The sequence below is a fragment of the Pseudacidovorax sp. genome, from assembly GCF_017991995.1.
Taxonomy (GTDB): Bacteria; Pseudomonadota; Gammaproteobacteria; order Burkholderiales; family Burkholderiaceae_C; genus Xenophilus.
Genome location: NZ_JAGOPN010000011.1, coordinates 54,220 through 68,889 on the forward strand (window position 1 = coordinate 54,220; position 14,670 = coordinate 68,889).

16 protein-coding genes are annotated in these 14,670 nt (G+C 69.7%); 9 read left to right on the plus strand and 7 right to left on the minus strand.

Annotated features, from left to right (window positions below; genetic code table 11):
• Positions 1-17: 17 nt before the first annotated feature.
• From KBC94_RS15835 to KBC94_RS15865, 7 genes are all read right to left on the minus strand, one after another.
• Positions 18-1,091, minus strand: coding sequence for a class 1 fructose-bisphosphatase (locus KBC94_RS15835; protein ID WP_294372007.1), 1,074 nt, complete (start codon positions 1,089-1,091; stop codon positions 18-20).
• Between the two features lie 16 nt (positions 1,092-1,107).
• Positions 1,108-1,803 (minus strand): HAD-IA family hydrolase, encoded by a 696-nt coding sequence (locus tag KBC94_RS15840; RefSeq protein WP_294372008.1) that lies wholly within the window; start codon positions 1,801-1,803, stop codon positions 1,108-1,110.
• On the minus strand, positions 1,800-2,495 hold the full coding sequence (gene rpe / locus KBC94_RS15845) for a ribulose-phosphate 3-epimerase (protein ID WP_294372011.1): 696 nt from the start codon (positions 2,493-2,495) through the stop codon (positions 1,800-1,802). Before rpe ends, KBC94_RS15840 begins: the two co-directional genes overlap by 4 nt.
• A complete protein-coding gene (locus KBC94_RS15850; protein WP_294372012.1) occupies positions 2,492-3,298 on the minus strand; it encodes an HAD-IA family hydrolase in 807 nt (268 codons plus the stop codon). The genes rpe and KBC94_RS15850 overlap by 4 nt, the downstream gene beginning before the upstream one ends.
• Positions 3,288-4,193: a CbbX protein gene (gene cbbX / locus KBC94_RS15855; RefSeq protein WP_294372015.1), complete on the minus strand. Its 906-nt coding sequence runs from the start codon at positions 4,191-4,193 to the stop codon at positions 3,288-3,290. Before cbbX ends, KBC94_RS15850 begins: the two co-directional genes overlap by 11 nt.
• A gap of 10 nt (positions 4,194-4,203) precedes the next feature.
• Complete coding sequence (locus KBC94_RS15860) at positions 4,204-4,623, minus strand: ribulose bisphosphate carboxylase small subunit (protein ID WP_294372018.1); 420 nt, start codon at positions 4,621-4,623, stop codon at positions 4,204-4,206.
• 87 nt (positions 4,624-4,710) lie between these two features.
• Positions 4,711-6,177 carry a form I ribulose bisphosphate carboxylase large subunit gene (locus KBC94_RS15865; protein ID WP_294372021.1) on the minus strand — a complete coding sequence of 489 codons (1,467 nt, stop codon included), beginning with the start codon at positions 6,175-6,177 and terminating at the stop codon, positions 4,711-4,713.
• A gap of 102 nt (positions 6,178-6,279) precedes the next feature.
• Between KBC94_RS15865 and KBC94_RS15870 the strand changes: the two genes are divergently transcribed.
• The 9 genes from KBC94_RS15870 to KBC94_RS15910 all read left to right on the plus strand — a co-directional run bounded on the left by KBC94_RS15870 (position 6,280) and on the right by KBC94_RS15910 (position 14,657).
• Entirely contained in the window at positions 6,280-7,281 is a 1,002-nt protein-coding gene (locus tag KBC94_RS15870) for a LysR family transcriptional regulator (RefSeq protein WP_294372024.1), read from the plus strand.
• Positions 7,278-8,570, plus strand: a complete 1,293-nt coding sequence (locus KBC94_RS15875) for a DUF3422 family protein (protein WP_294372027.1) — start codon at positions 7,278-7,280, stop codon at positions 8,568-8,570. The genes KBC94_RS15870 and KBC94_RS15875 overlap by 4 nt, the downstream gene beginning before the upstream one ends.
• A gap of 233 nt (positions 8,571-8,803) precedes the next feature.
• The gene (locus tag KBC94_RS15880) at positions 8,804-9,892 is read left to right on the plus strand and encodes a hydrogenase small subunit (protein WP_294372029.1); all 1,089 of its coding nucleotides are present in this window, start codon (positions 8,804-8,806) and stop codon (positions 9,890-9,892) included.
• Positions 9,893-9,909: 17 nt separating this feature from the next.
• Positions 9,910-11,766 (plus strand): nickel-dependent hydrogenase large subunit, encoded by a 1,857-nt coding sequence (locus tag KBC94_RS15885; RefSeq protein WP_294372032.1) that lies wholly within the window; start codon positions 9,910-9,912, stop codon positions 11,764-11,766.
• A gap of 23 nt (positions 11,767-11,789) precedes the next feature.
• Positions 11,790-12,398, plus strand: coding sequence for a HupE/UreJ family protein (locus KBC94_RS15890; RefSeq protein WP_294372034.1), 609 nt, complete (start codon positions 11,790-11,792; stop codon positions 12,396-12,398).
• Positions 12,399-12,423: 25 nt separating this feature from the next.
• Positions 12,424-13,158, plus strand: a complete 735-nt coding sequence (gene cybH / locus KBC94_RS15895; RefSeq protein ID WP_294372036.1) for a Ni/Fe-hydrogenase, b-type cytochrome subunit — start codon at positions 12,424-12,426, stop codon at positions 13,156-13,158.
• 7 nt (positions 13,159-13,165) lie between these two features.
• Positions 13,166-13,843 carry a HyaD/HybD family hydrogenase maturation endopeptidase gene (locus KBC94_RS15900; protein WP_294372039.1) on the plus strand — a complete coding sequence of 226 codons (678 nt, stop codon included), beginning with the start codon at positions 13,166-13,168 and terminating at the stop codon, positions 13,841-13,843.
• 2 nt (positions 13,844-13,845) lie between these two features.
• A complete protein-coding gene (locus KBC94_RS15905) occupies positions 13,846-14,172 on the plus strand; it encodes a HypC/HybG/HupF family hydrogenase formation chaperone (protein ID WP_294372041.1) in 327 nt (108 codons plus the stop codon).
• A complete protein-coding gene (locus tag KBC94_RS15910; protein WP_294372043.1) occupies positions 14,169-14,657 on the plus strand; it encodes a hydrogenase in 489 nt (162 codons plus the stop codon). Before KBC94_RS15905 ends, KBC94_RS15910 begins: the two co-directional genes overlap by 4 nt.
• Positions 14,658-14,670 lie beyond the last annotated feature (13 nt).

Genomic DNA, 14,670 nt, shown 5'->3' on the forward strand with positions numbered 1-14,670 from the left:
CCCGTTGCGTGGCTGGGTCAGGCGTTGGCGGCGAAGAGGCCGCGCCGGCCGAAGAGGGGCGAGTCGTAGCTCTGCGCCGGCTCCTCGGCGTGGTAGGTCTCGATGCGCTGCACCTCCTGCGCCGAGCCGAAGACGAAGCCGATGCGCTGGTGCAGGGCGTCAGGCTGCACGTCCATCAGCCGGCGCCGTCCCGTGCTGGCGCGCCCGCCCGCCTGCTCGACGAGGAAGGAGATGGGGTTGGCCTCGTAGAGCAGGCGCAACCGCCCGGCGCGCGCCGGGTCCTTGCTGTCGCGGGGGTAGAGGAACACGCCGCCGCGCATCAGGATGCGGTGGGTCTCGGCCACGAGGGAGGCGATCCAGCGCATGTTGAAGTCGTCGCCGCGGGGGCCCGCCTGGCCGGCCAGGCATTCGTCCACGTAGCGCTTGACGGCTGGCTCCCAGAAGCGGCTGTTGGACGCGTTGATCGCGAACTCGCGCGTGCGCTCCGGCAGCCTGAGGTCGGGGTGGCTCAGCACCCATTCGCCGAGCTGCGGGTCCAGCGTGAAGGCGTGGGTGCCGCGGCCCAGCGTCAGCACGAGCATGGTCGACGGGCCGTAGATGGCATAGCCCGCGCACACCTGGCGGCTGCCGGGCTGCAGGAAGTCCTCGGGCTGCGGGTCCTCACCCGGCGTGGCGGCGCGCAGCACCGAGAAGATGCTGCCCACCGACACGTTGACGTCGATGTTGGACGAGCCGTCCAGCGGGTCGAAGAGCAGCAGGTATTTGCCGCGCGGGTGCTGGGGCGGCAGCGAATACGGTGCTTCCAGTTCCTCGGACAACATGCCAGCGAGATGTCCGCCCCATTCGCTGGCGCGCAGGAACATGTCGTTGGCCAGCACGTCCAGCGTCTTCTGCTCCTCGCCCTGCACGTTGCCGGTGCCGGCGCTGCCGAGCACGCCGGCCAGCGCGCCGTAGGCCACCTTGCGGGCGATGGCCTTGCAGGCGAGCGACACGTCGGTGATGAGCGCGTTGAGGTCGCCGGTGGCGTCGGGGTGGCGGCGGCGCTCCTCGATGAGGAACTGGGTGAGGGTGGAACGGCCTCCGGTGGGCATGGGGGTCTCCTTGGATTTAGGGAATCGATGCGGTGTCGGGCTGCAGGCGGGCAATCAGTTCGATCAGATCGCGCGGGGCGTCGACGCGCCAGACGTCGCCGCCCAGCGGCGCCGTCAGCTCGCCATAACCCCAGCTCACCCAGGCGGCGCGGCTGCCGGCGGCGCGGGCGGCGCGCAGGTCCGCCGGGCCGTCGCCCACCATCAGCAGCTCGGTGGTGGGCAGGCCCAGGCGCTGCGCCGCCTGCTCGATCAGCAGCGGCGACGGCTTGCGCTGCGCCAGGGTGTCGGCGCCATGGACGGCCGCGAAATACGCGAGCAGCCCCGCCCCTTCCAGCACGGCGCGTGCCAGCGGCGTGGGCTTGTTGGTGACGACCACCAGCGGGCAGGCGTCCGCCAGCGCCCGCAGCACCGCGGCGATGCCGGGGTAGGGCAAGCCCTGGGCCGACGGGTCCTGCAGCGTGGCCTCGTCGAAGTCGCGTCGCAGCCGCCAGGCCAGCGTCGCGGGGTTGACGTCGTCGAGCGCCGAGGCGCGCAAAGCCCGTTGAACGAGGGCGTCCGGACCGTCGCCGATCCAGCCGCGCACGGTGGCGGCGTCGAAGGCCATGAGGCCGGCGTTCATCAGTGCGGCGTTCAGCGCCAGGGCGACGCCGGCGGCGCTGTCCACCAGCGTGCCGTCCAGGTCGAAGGCGATGGCCTGGATCCGTGGCTTCATGCCGGTCCTCCGGCGGCTTCGTTCCGCAGCGCGGCGATGCTGCGGCGGTAGTCCCCGCCGCTGAAGACGGCCGAGCCGGCGACGACGGTGTCCGCCCCCGCCGCCACGACGCGGCGGATGTTGCGCACGTTCACGCCGCCGTCCACCTCCAGCCAGATGTCGCGGCCGCTGGCGTCGAGGCGCTTTCGCAGCAGCTCGATCTTGGGCAGGCTGCTCTCGATGAAGGCCTGGCCGCCGAAGCCGGGGTTGACCGACATCAGCAGCACGAGGTCCAGCCTTTCCATCACATGGTCGATCAGGTGCAGCGGCGTGGCCGGGTTCAGGGCCAGGCCCGCCTTCATGCCCAGCGACCGGATCAGCTGCAGCGTGCGGTCCACGTGCAGGCTGGCCTCGGGGTGGAAGGTGACGAGGCTGGCGCCGGCCTCGGCGAACAGGGGAATCAGCGCGTCCACCGGCTGCACCATCAGGTGCACGTCGATGGGCACGGCGCTGCCGTCGGCCCGGCGGCAATGCGGCGCGATGGCCTGGCAGACCATCGGGCCGACGGTCAGGTTGGGCACGTAGTGGTGGTCCATCACGTCGAAATGGATGAGGTCGGCGCCGGCGTCGATGACGGCGCGCACCTCCTCGCCCAGGCGGGCGAAGTCGGCGGACAGCAGGCTGGGTGCGATGCGCAGGATGGCAGTGCTCATGACGGAAGGCCCCGATACAGGGCTTGCAGGGGAGTGAGGGCAGCGGCCGGGCTGGCCAGCTCGCAGAGTTCCTCGAAGCGCAGCCAGCCGGCGCTGCGGAGCTGGCAGCCGGGCTCGCCGGGCAGCGGTGCGGCGGGATCGCCCAGGCCCGGCAGCACGAGGCCGGCGGCGGAGAAGTCGCCGCCTTCGGTCCAGAAGGTCGGCGTCACGAGCGTCCACAGCCCGGCGGCGGTGGCGGCGCGCAAGCCGTTGACGGAATCTTGCAGCGCCACGGCACGTTCGGGCTGCAGGCCCAGCGTGGCGAGCGCCAGGCGGTAGATGTCGGGCGCGGGCTTCTTGGCGCGCACCTGGTCGCCGCAGGCGATGACGCTGAAGAGGTCCAGCCCGCGCGTGCCCAGGGTGGCGGCCAGCAGCGCGTGGATGTTGGCCGCCGTCGTCGTGCTCGCGATGGCCAGGCGGAAGCCGGCGCCCACGGCCTCTTCGATCAGGCGGGCGACGCCCTCGCGCAGTTGCAGCCCGCCGTCGTGCACGGCCGCCGTGTAGAAACGGGTTTTGTCCGCATGCAGCTCGTGCACGAGGCCGCGCAGCCGGGCGCGCTCGCCGGCGGGGACGGGCAGCGTGTCGATGTAGCTGGCGATGCGCTCCTTGCCGCCGGTCACCTCCAGCAGCTGGCGGTAGTCGGCGCGGCTCCAGCTCCAGCCCAGGCGGTGGCGCTCGAAGGCGAGGTTGAAGGCCACGCGGTGGGCCTCCTCGGTGTCGGCCAGCGTGCCGTCCACGTCGAAGACCAGCGCCTCAATCGCCATGGCGGGCTCCTGCTGCCGTGAACACGCGGCTGGCCAGCACGTCCTCGGCCTGCAGCGTGCAGAGCTGCTCGCGGCTCGGGGCGGTGCCGGCGGTGAAGAGCCGCGTCGCGTGGCGCAGCCGGATGCGGTCCAGCGCATTGCGGATGGAGCGCGCGTTGGCGAAATGCGGCTGCTGCCGGCGCAGGCCCACGTAGCGGGCGAAGGCCGGCTCGGCCTCGGCGTCGAAGCGGTAGTTGAGCTGTTCGAGCATCAGCTGCGCAATGCGCATCAGCTCAGGCTCGCTGTAGTCGGGGAAGTCGATGTGGTGGGCGATGCGCGAGGCCATGCCCGGGTTGCTGGAGAAGAAGGTCTCCATGCGGTCCCGGTAGCCGGCGAGGATGACGACCAGGTCGTCGCGGTGGTTCTCCATCGCCTGCAGCAGGATCTCGATGGATTCCTGGCCGTAGTCGCGCTCGTTCTCGGGCTTGTAGAGGTAGTAGGCCTCGTCGATGAAGAGCACGCCGCCCATGGCCTTCTTGACGATCTCGCGCGTCTTGGGCGCCGTGTGTCCGATGAACTGGCCCACCAGGTCGTCACGCGTGACCGCCACGAGGTGGCCCTTGCGCACATAGCCCAACTGCCTGAGCACGGCGGCCATGCGCAGCGCGACGGTCGTCTTGCCCGTGCCGGGGTTGCCGGTGAAGCACATGTGCAGCGAAGGCTTTGTTGCCTGCAGGCCCTGGGCGGCGCGCAGCTTGTCGATGAGCAGCAGCGCCGCGATGTCGCGGATGCGGCCCTTGACCGGAGCCAGGCCCACGAGTTCGCGGTCGAGCTGGTCCAGCACCTCGCGCACGCCCGAGGCTTCGAGCATCTCGGCGGGCGTCGGGTCGACGGCGGTGTCAGGCAGGGCGCTCATCGTCGTGCGGTCAGTAGCGTTGGCCTTCGGGGGCGCGCTGGACGGCGTAGCTCTCGATGGCGTAGCGCACCGTGCGGCCCGGCTCCTCGGTGCGGACCAACCGGAAGCCCGGCTCGGCGGCGGGCCGGTTGACGATGAAGGACAGCACGACGGACTCGGTGCCGTGCGACGAGTCGAAGGCCGCCAGCCGGATGTAGTGGCTCGGGAAGGCCTCGCGGCAGCGCCTCAGCTCCAGCATCACGCCGGCCGCGTCGGCGATGTCGAACATCGGGTTGCCGAACATCTCCCAGTAGGTGTTGCGGGGATGCGGGTCGTCGGTGAACTCGATGCCGATGGCCCAGCCGCGGGCCAGGCAGTGCTCCAACTGGCGGGCGATCTGCGCGTCGCTGAGGTCGGGGAGGAAGGAGAAGGTGCCTTGGGTGATTCGCATGGGTGCGCTCCTGGGGTGTGCGGGGCGAGTGCCGCCCGCGCCGGCCGCGAACTCGCGCGGCCACGCTGGCGGCTGGAATGGCTGAGGTCAGGCGACGGACGGCGTGGGCACGAAGTCCGAGGTGTCGGTGGACGTGTAGTTGAAGGTGATGTCGCCCCAGGTCTCCAGGGCCGCGGCCAGCGGCGTGCACCACCGGGCCGCGTCGCGCAGGATCTGCGGACCTTCGTTGGCGATGTCGCGGCCCTCGTTGCGGGCCAGCACCATCGCTTCGAGCGCCACGCGGTTGGCCGTCGCGCCCGCCTGGATGCCCTGCGGGTGGCCGATGGTGCCGCCGCCGAACTGCAGCACCACGTCGTCGCCGAAGAGGTCGAGCAGCTGGTGCATCTGGCCGGCATGGATGCCACCGGAAGCGACCGGCATGACCTTGCGCAGCGCGCCCCAGTCCTGGTCGAAGTACACGCCGCGCGGCAGGTCGACCACGGTGTGCGTGTCACGGCAGACGTTGTAGTAGCCCTGCACGGTCAGCGGGTCGCCTTCGAGCTTGCCGACGGCCGTGCCGGCGTGGATGTGGTCCACGCCCGCCAGGCGCATCCACTTGGCGATGACGCGGAAGCTCACGCCATGGTTCTTCTGGCGCGTGTAGGTGCCGTGGCCCGCGCGGTGCAGGTGCAGGATCATGTCGTTCTGGCGGCACCAGTGGCTCAGGCTCTGGATGCCGGTGTAGCCGACGACGAGGTCCACCATCACGATGACCGAGCCCAGCGACTTGGCGAACTCGGCGCGGCGGTACATCTCTTCCATCGTGCCCGCGGTCACGTTGAGGTAGCTGCCCTTGACCTCGCCGGTGGCGGCGCTGGCCTTGGCGACGGCGTCCATCACGAAGAGGAATCGGTCGCGCCAGTGCATGAAGGGCTGCGAGTTGATGTTCTCGTCGTCCTTCATGAAATCCAGCCCGCCCTTGAGGCCCTCGTAGACGACGCGGCCGTAGTTGCGGCCCGAGAGGCCCAGCTTGGGCTTGGTCGTGGCGCCCAGCAGCGGGCGGCCGAACTTGTCCAGGCGCTCGCGCTCCACGACGATGCCGGTGGGCGGGCCGGCGAAGGTCTTCACGTAGGCAACCGGGAACCTCATGTCCTCCAGCCGCGCGGCCTTGAGCGGCTTGAAGCTGAACACGTTGCCGATGACGGAGGCGGCGACGTTGGTGATGGAGCCCTCCTCGAAGAGGCTCAGGTCGTAGGCCACGTAGCAGAAGTACTGGCCCGGCGTGCCCGGCACCGGGTCCACGCGGTAGGCCTTGGCGCGGTACATGTCGCAGGCGGTGAGGCGGTCGGTCCAGACCACCGTCCAGGTGGCGGTGCTGGACTCGCCGGCCACGGCGGCGGCGGCCTCGATGGCGTCCACGCCGTCCTGGGGCGTGATGCGGAAGAGGGCGAGGATGTCGGTGTCCTTGGGCACGTAGTCGGCGTCCCAGTAGCCCATCTGGGCGTACTTGAGGACGCCGGCGGCATAGCGCTTCTTCGCGTCGGTGATCTGCGTGGCTTCTGACATGTTGCCCATGGGCCTTCTCCTGCGGCGGGTCGGTGGCGATGGACGCGAATGTAGGGACGCGAATACATTCGCAATAGTTAATTCTTTTGCGCCATTCATTGGCTTTGACTGATGCTGAAGAACGCCACCTTCCGCCAGCTCGCCGCCTTCCACGCGGTCGCGCGCCTGGGCAGCGTGTCGCGCGCCGCGGGCGAGCTGCACCTGACGCAGCCGGCCGTGTCCATCCAGCTCAAGCTGCTGGAAGAGGCGGCCGGCGCGCCGCTGCTGGAGCGCCACGGCCGCGGCATCCGGCTGAGCGCCGCGGGCGAGGTGATGGCCGACTACGCGGCCCGCATCCTCGACCTCTGGCGCGAGGCGGGCGACGAGATGGCGGCCCAGCGCGGCCAGTTCTCGGGCACGCTGCGCGTCGGTGCGGTGACCACGGCCGAGTACCTGCTGCCGCCGCTGCTGGTGGCCTTCGCGGCCGATCACCCGCACGTGAAGGTGAAGCTGCGCGTGGGCAATCGCGATGAGATCGTCGCCATGCTCGGCGGCCAGGAGGTGGACATCGCCATCATGGGCCGCCCGCCGGCGGAACTGAAGACGACGGCGGTGGCCTTCGCCAGGCACCCGATGGCCTTCCTGGCCTCGCCGAAGCACCCGCTGATGAGCCGGCGCGACCTCACGCTGGCTGACCTTGCAGGCGCGAATTTGCTGGTTCGCGAGCGCGGCTCGGGGACTCGCACGACGCTGGAGCGCCTGCACAAGGACGCCGGGCTGCCGCTGCGCATCGGCTCGGAGATGTCCAGCAACGAGGCCATCAAGCAGATGTGTGCCGCCGGCTTCGGCGCGGCCTTCCTGTCGCTGCACACCTGCGGGCTGGAGCTGGAGGCCGGTCTGCTGGCGTTGCTGCCCATGGCCGACAACCCGCTGGAGCGCGAATGGCATGCCATGCACCTGGCCTCGCGCCGGCTGCCGCAGGTGGCGTCGGCCTTCAAGCAGTTCCTGGCCGATGACGGACAGCGACTCATCCTCGAACAGCTGCGCGCCGGGGCCGCCACCGCGGCGGTGACAGCTCGCAGCCGACGCTCCGGCGCGGCGCAGGCACGCAATGTGCGGCGGAGCCTTGCATGAACCTCCTGCCCTCCACGCAGACACTGGCGCTGCCGCGCGAACTGCCGCAGCGCCAGCGGCTGGCCGACGAACTCCACGCGCGCCCTTTCGAGACTCTTGCCAGCCCGGGCCGGGTGCTGTCGATCGCCACGCTGAGGACGGGCGCCGCGCAGGACGTGCAATGCCTGGCCCATCTCGCGGAGCTGGACCCTGCGACCACGAACGCCAGCGGCGCCACCCATGTGCGCCTCCAATGGCGCGGCCTGCGCATCAAGTGGGAGCGCCACACCGAGTTCTTCAGCCTGAGCCTGTTCTGCGAGGACGGTGAGGGCAGCGCCTTCGACACCGCCTGGCTGGACGCCCTGCCCCCGGGCTGGCTGGCGCGGCTGCCAGGCGCGATGGTGTCGGCGACGCTGGTGTCGCTGCTGCCCTGTCCGGGCGAGACCCCGCATGTGCGTGAGGTGGCGCCGCTGTTCGGCAGCGAGCCGGTCGTCGGCAACCGCATCGCCGGGGGGGCGGCCACCGTGGTGACCGACCTGCGGGCGGTGGATGGGGTGACCCGCTTCCTGGTCTTCGACCATACGCTGAACCGGCGGCGCGCCGGACGCACCGCGCAGCGGCTGGTGGAGATCGACACCTACCGCATGATGGCCCTGCTGAGCCTGCCGCTGGCGATGCGCCGCATGGGAGAACTGGGCGGGGAGGAAGCCCAGCTCGCGTCGCTGATGGAGCGCTTTCGCGGCGCGGCCGACGGCGACGAAGCCCTGCTCGGGGAGCTGGTGGATCTCGCGGCGCGCGTGGAGCATGCGCTGGCCGACCACGGCGCCCGCTTCTCCGCCACCCGGGCCTACGGCGGCATCGTGGACCGGCGCATGGCGGAGCTGCGCGAGGTGGTGGTGCCGGGGCTGCAGCCGCTGTCGGAGTTCCTGGACCGGCGTTTCCGCCCGGCGGTCGAGAGCTGCGCGGCGACGGCCGCGCGCCAGGCGGAACTGTCCGGGCGCATCGCCCGCGCCGCGCAGCTCCTGCAGACACGATCCGAGGTGGAGCGCGAGCGCCAGAACCAGGCCCTGCTCGCCTCGCTGGACCGGCGTCAGGGCATGCAGCTGCGGCTGCAGGAGACGGTGGAGGGACTGTCCGTCATCGCGATGAGCTACTACGGTGTGGGTCTCGCGGCCTATGCCCTCAAGCCCTTGGCCAAGGCATTGGCCATCAACGAGGTTTGGTTGGTCGGCGCGCTGGTGCCGGTGGTGGTGCTGGTGGTGATGTGGAACCTGCGGCGCCTGCGACGCCATCTCGCCGCGGCGCACTGACGCTGGAAGCCGGCCTTCCAGTGTGTCGCAGCGATCGGAAGCAGGGCTTTCGGTGACCGGTGCGCGCGAAGACGCACGCGCGCTTCCTGTTTCAGCGTTTTCAACGGGTTAACAGCGCCCGTTCGGTGTTTTCCCTGAGCGCCCTGGAGTTGGCCCGCGACTTGTAAGAAGCCTCTTACCGCCGAGGAGCGGTCCCACGACGAGGCCCGAACAGGTCAAGGAGACAAGCCCAGATGGAAACCTTCTACGAGGTCATGCGCCGGCAAGGCATCTCGCGCCGCAGCCTGCTGAAGTACTGCTCGCTCACCGCCACGTCGCTGGGCCTGGGCCCGGCCTTCGTGCCGCAGATCGCCCATGCCATGGAGACCAAGCCCCGCACGCCGGTGCTGTGGCTGCACGGCCTGGAATGCACCTGCTGCTCCGAGTCCTTCATCCGCTCCGCGCACCCGCTCGCCAAGGACGTGGTGCTGTCCATGATCTCACTGGACTACGACGACACGCTGATGGCCGCCGCCGGCCACCAGGCCGAGGCCATCCTCGAAGAGATCATGACCAAGTACAAGGGCAACTACATCCTGGCCGTGGAGGGCAACCCGCCGCTCAACCAGGACGGCATGAGCTGCATCATCGGCGGCAAGCCCTTCATCGACCAGCTGAAGCACGTCGCCAAGGACGCCAAGGCCATCATCAGCTGGGGCTCCTGCGCGAGCTGGGGCTGCGTGCAGGCCGCCAAGCCCAACCCGACGCAGGCCACACCCGTCCACAAGGTCATCTTCGACAAGCCCATCATCAAGGTGCCGGGCTGCCCGCCCATCGCCGAGGTGATGACGGGCGTGATCACCTACATGCTGACCTTCGACCGCATCCCCGAGCTGGACCGCCAGGGCCGCCCGAAGATGTTCTACAGCCAGCGCATCCACGACAAGTGCTATCGCCGGCCGCACTTCGACGCGGGTCAGTTCGTCGAGGCCTTCGACGACGAGTCCGCGCGCAAGGGCTACTGCCTCTACAAGGTCGGCTGCAAGGGCCCGACGACGTACAACGCCTGCTCCACCGTGCAGTGGAACGAGGGCACGAGCTTCCCGATCAAGGCCGGCCATGGCTGCATCGGCTGCTCGGAGGACGGCTTCTGGGACAAGGGCTCGTTCTACAACCGGCTGACCGACATCCACCAGTTCGGCGTCGAGGCCAATGCCGACAAGGTCGGTGCCACGGCTGCCAGCGTGGTGGGGGCCGCCGCGGTGGCCCACGCCGCCGCCTCGGCCATCAAGCGCGCCGCGCAGAAGCGCGAGCAGAGCAAGGACACGACCTCCAGGGTCTGAGACGGAGACGACACGACATGGGTGCCTACGAAACTCAAGGCTTCAAGATGGACAACTCCGGGCGGCGCATCGTCGTCGACCCGGTGACCCGCATCGAGGGCCACATGCGCTGCGAGGTCAACGTCGACAGCAACAACGTGATCCGCAATGCCGTCTCCACCGGCACGATGTGGCGCGGCCTGGAGGTCATCCTCAAGGGCCGCGACCCGCGCGATGCCTGGGCCTTCGTGGAGCGCATCTGCGGCGTGTGCACCGGCTGCCACGCGCTGACGTCGGTGCGGGCGGTGGAGGACGCGCTGGGCATCACCATCCCCAAGAACGCCTACCTGATCCGCGAGATCATGGCCAAGACGCTGCAGGTGCACGACCATGCCGTGCACTTCTACCACCTGCATGCACTGGACTGGGTGGACGTGGTCTCGGCCCTGAAGGCCGACCCCAGGAAGACCAGCGAGCTGCAGCAGACGGTGTCGCCTTCGCATCCGCTGTCCTCGCCCGGCTACTTCCGCGACATCCAGAACCGGCTGAAGAAGTTCGTCGACAGCGGCCAGCTCGGTCCCTTCATGAACGGCTACTGGGGCAGCAAGGCCTATGTGCTGCCGCCCGAGGCCAACCTGATGGCCGTGACCCACTACCTGGAGGCGCTGGACCTGCAGAAGGAATGGGTCAAGGTGCACACCATCTTCGGCGGCAAGAATCCGCACCCGAACTACCTGGTCGGCGGCGTGCCCTGCGCCATCAACCTCGACGGCACCGGGGCCGCGGGCGCACCGATCAACATGGAGCGCCTGAACTTCGTCGAGGCCCGCATCCGGGAGATGATCGAGTTCAACAACAACGTCTACATCCCGGACGTGCTGGCCATCGGCACCCTCTACAAGCAGGCCGGCTGGCTGCATGGCGGGGGCCTGTCGGCCACCAACGTGATGGACTACGGCACCTACGAGAAGGTCATGGGCCAGGCCGCCACCCAGCAACTGCCGGGCGGCGCCATCATCGGAGGCAACTGGGACGAGATCCTGCCCGTGGACCCGCGCGACCCCGAGCAGGTGCAGGAGTTCGTGGCCCACAGCTGGTACAAGTACGCCGACGAGACCAAGGGCCTGCACCCCTGGGACGGCGTCACCGAACCCAATTACCAGCTCGGCGCGGGCACCAAGGGCACCCGCACCAACATCCAGGAGCTGGACGAGAGCGCCAAGTACTCCTGGATCAAGTCGCCGCGCTGGCGCGGCCACGCGGTGGAGGTGGGGCCGCTGTCGCGCTACATCCTGGGCTATGCGCATGCGCTCAAGGGCCACAAGTACTCCCAGCGCGTGAAGGAGCAGGTCGAAAGCTCCGCACGCATCATCAACACCGACTTCCCCAAGGCCCTGGGCCTGCCGACGACGGCCTACACGGCCAAGCAGCTGCTGCCCACCACCATCGGCCGCACGCTGGCGCGTGCGCTGGAATCCCAGTACTGCGGCGAGATGATGCTGGCCGACTACCAGGAGCTCATCGGCAACATCAAGGCCGGCGACACGGCCACCGCCAACGTCGAGAAGTGGGACCCGGCCACCTGGCCCAAGGAAGCGAAAGGCGTCGGCACGGTGGCCGCGCCGCGCGGCGCGCTGGGCCACTGGATCCGCATCAAGGACGGCCGCATCGAAAACTACCAGTGCGTGGTGCCCACCACCTGGAACGGCTCGCCGCGCGACACCAAGGGCCAGATCGGCGCCTTCGAGGCCAGCCTGATGAACACGCCCATGGTCAACCCCGAGCAGCCGGTCGAGATCCTGCGCACGCTGCATTCCTTCGACCCGTGCCTCGCCTGCTCCACGCATGTGATGAGCCCGGACGGCCAGGAACTCACCAGCGTCAAGGTTCGTTGACCCCCAGGAACAGGAGACACACGATGCAACGCATGAACAAGAAGGCCTGCCGGTGCGGCCTGGCCCTGCTGGCCCTGGCCGCGGCGGGGGCCGCCCAGGCCCACCCCGGACATGGCACGGAGAGCTTCGTCGACGGCCTGGCCCATCCCTTCTCCGGGCTCGACCACCTGTTGGCCATGCTCGCGGTGGGCCTGTGGTCGGCGGCGGCCCTGCCGGCCGGTCGACGCCTGGCCGGCCCCGCCGTCTTCCTGGCCATGCTGCTCGTGGGCGCGGCGCTGCCGCAGTCCGGGGTGCAGTTGCCGGGTGTGGAAGCGGGTGTCGCGCTGAGCGTGGTCGCCCTGGGCGTGCTGATGATCGCGGCCCGCTCGGCGGCGCTGCGCCTGCCTGTTCCGGCAGGCCTCTCGCTGGTGGGCATGGCCGGGCTGCTGCATGGCATGGCCCACGGTGCCGAGTTGCAGGCGGGCCATTCCTTCGCGGGTTACGCGCTCGGCTTCATGACGGCGTCGGCCCTGCTGCACGGGGTCGGCCTCGGGCTGGGCAATCGGCTGCAGTCGGGGCGCGGATGGGCATGGCGGGCGACGGCGGGCCTGATGGGTCTCAGCGGCATGGCCCTGCTGGTCGGGCGCCTCTGAGCAGGCCACCACAGGAGCGCACACCATGTCCGACACCACCACCCACCACGGGCTGAGCCGCGAGGACATCACCAATGCCCGCGAGGTCGCCGCGGCACCTTCGCTCAAGTCGGTTTACGTGTATGAGGCGCCGGTGCGCATCTGGCACTGGGTCAACGCCGCCGCCATCACGGTTCTCGCGGTGACGGGCTATTTCATCGGCTCGCCGCTGCCCACGCAGCCCGGCGAGGCCAGCGCCAACTTTCTCATGGGCTACATCCGCTTTGCCCACTTCGCCGCCGGCTATGTGCTGGCGGTGGGACTCATCGGCCGCATCTACTGGGCACTGGTGGGCAACCACCATGCCCGCGAACTCTTCTGGGTGCCGCTGTTCCAGCGTGCCTACTGGGTCGAGATGTGGGGCATGGTGAAGTGGTACGCCTTCGTCGCCGCCCGACCCGGGCGCTACGTGGGCCACAACCCGCTGGCGCGCTTCGCGATGTTCTTCGGCTTCTTCCTGCTGACGCTGTTCATGATCATCACCGGCTTTGCGCTGTATGCCGAAGGGGCGCAGCGCGACTCCTGGCAGGACCGGCTGTTCGGCTGGGTCATCCCGCTGTTCGGCCAGTCGCAGGACGTGCACACCTGGCATCACGTGGGCATGTGGGCGCTGATCTGCTTCATCATCCTGCACGTCTACGCCGCCATCCGCGAAGACATCATGGGCCGCTCCAGCATCGTGAGCACCATGATCTCGGGCCACCGGACCTTCAAGGATTGAAAGGGCCATGCGCCCGCCCTACGCCACTGCGCCCGAAGGCGCCCGTCACCCCTCGGGTGACACCTCCGAGACGATCTGCGTGCTGGGCATCGGCAACGTGCTCTGGGCCGACGAGGGCTTCGGCGTGCGCTGCATCGAGGCGCTGCAGCAGCGCTACGAGTTCGCGCCCCAGGTGCAGCTCATCGACGGCGGCACTCAGGGCCTGTACCTGGTGCAGCACGTGCAGCAGGCCCGCCGGCTGATGATCTTCGACGCCATCGACTACGGCCTGGCACCGGGCGAGCTCAAGCTCGTCGAGAACGACGACGTGCCGCGCTTCATGGGCGCCAAGAAGATGAGCCTGCACCAGACCGGCTTCCAGGAGGTGCTGATGCTGGCTCTGCTGACCGAGAAGTACCCCGACGAGGTGCTGCTGATCGGGTGCCAGCCCGAGGAGATCGAGGACTACGGCGGCAGCCTGCGGCCGGCGGTCCGGCAGGCGCTGGAGGATGCGCTGGCGCTGGGTGTGGACACGCTGCGCCGCTGGGGCGCGCAACCGGTTCCGCGCGAGCGTCCGCTGAGTGAGGTCGAAAGCGTCACCTTCGCCGAGTTGTCCCTGGGCCGCTACGAGGCAGAGCGCCCGCCCGAGGAGGTGGCCTGCCGCACCGGCGACGAACGCTTCATGCCCGCGCGGGAGGCGTCCTGACCATGTGCATCGGCATTCCCATGCAGGTGCTGTCCCTCGAACCCGGCCATGCGCTGTGCGACGGCCGCGGCGAGCGCCGCCGCGTGCGCACCGCGCTGGTCGGCGACCCCTGGCCCGGCGACTGGCTGCTGGTGTTCCTGGACAGCGCGCAGGAGCGCATCTCGCCCGAGCGCGCCGCCGAGGTCAACGCCACCCTGGACCTGCTGGCCGCAGTGCAGGCCGGCGATGGCGGCGACCGGGACGCGGCTTTCGCCCTGCCTTCGCAACTGAGCGCCGCCGATCTCTCGGCGTTGACCGGCGCCACCCCCATCACGGAAACGCACCCATGAGTACCGAATCCCTGCTGAGCCTGCCGGTACAGGCTCCCCAATCCGTGCCGGACACCGCGCCGCTGGTCAGCCGCCTGGCCGAATCATGCGGCGCCACCTGGGTGGACGCCGACACCATCGACGCCTGGGCGGCGCTGGGGGGCGACCGCGTCGTGCTCCTCGCCGGCGACCCGGTGCGCCATCCGGAAGGACTGGATGTGGCCGTGGTGCTGCCCGAACTGCAGCGCAGCCTGCCGGGCCGCTTCGAGGTCGGCGTCGTCCGGCGCCACGAGGAGGAGGCGCTGGCCCGCCGCTTCGGCTCGCATCGCTGGCCAACGCTGCTCTTCCTGCGCGATGGTCAGTATGTGACGACGCTGCCCGGCATGCACGACTGGGAGGTCTTCCTGCGCAAGACCGAAGAGGCCCTGGCCGCTCCCGTCTCGCGGCCGCCGGGCATCGGCATTCCCCTTGTGGCCGCCGCGACGAACGGCGATGGCTGCCATTGAACCCTGACTCCGG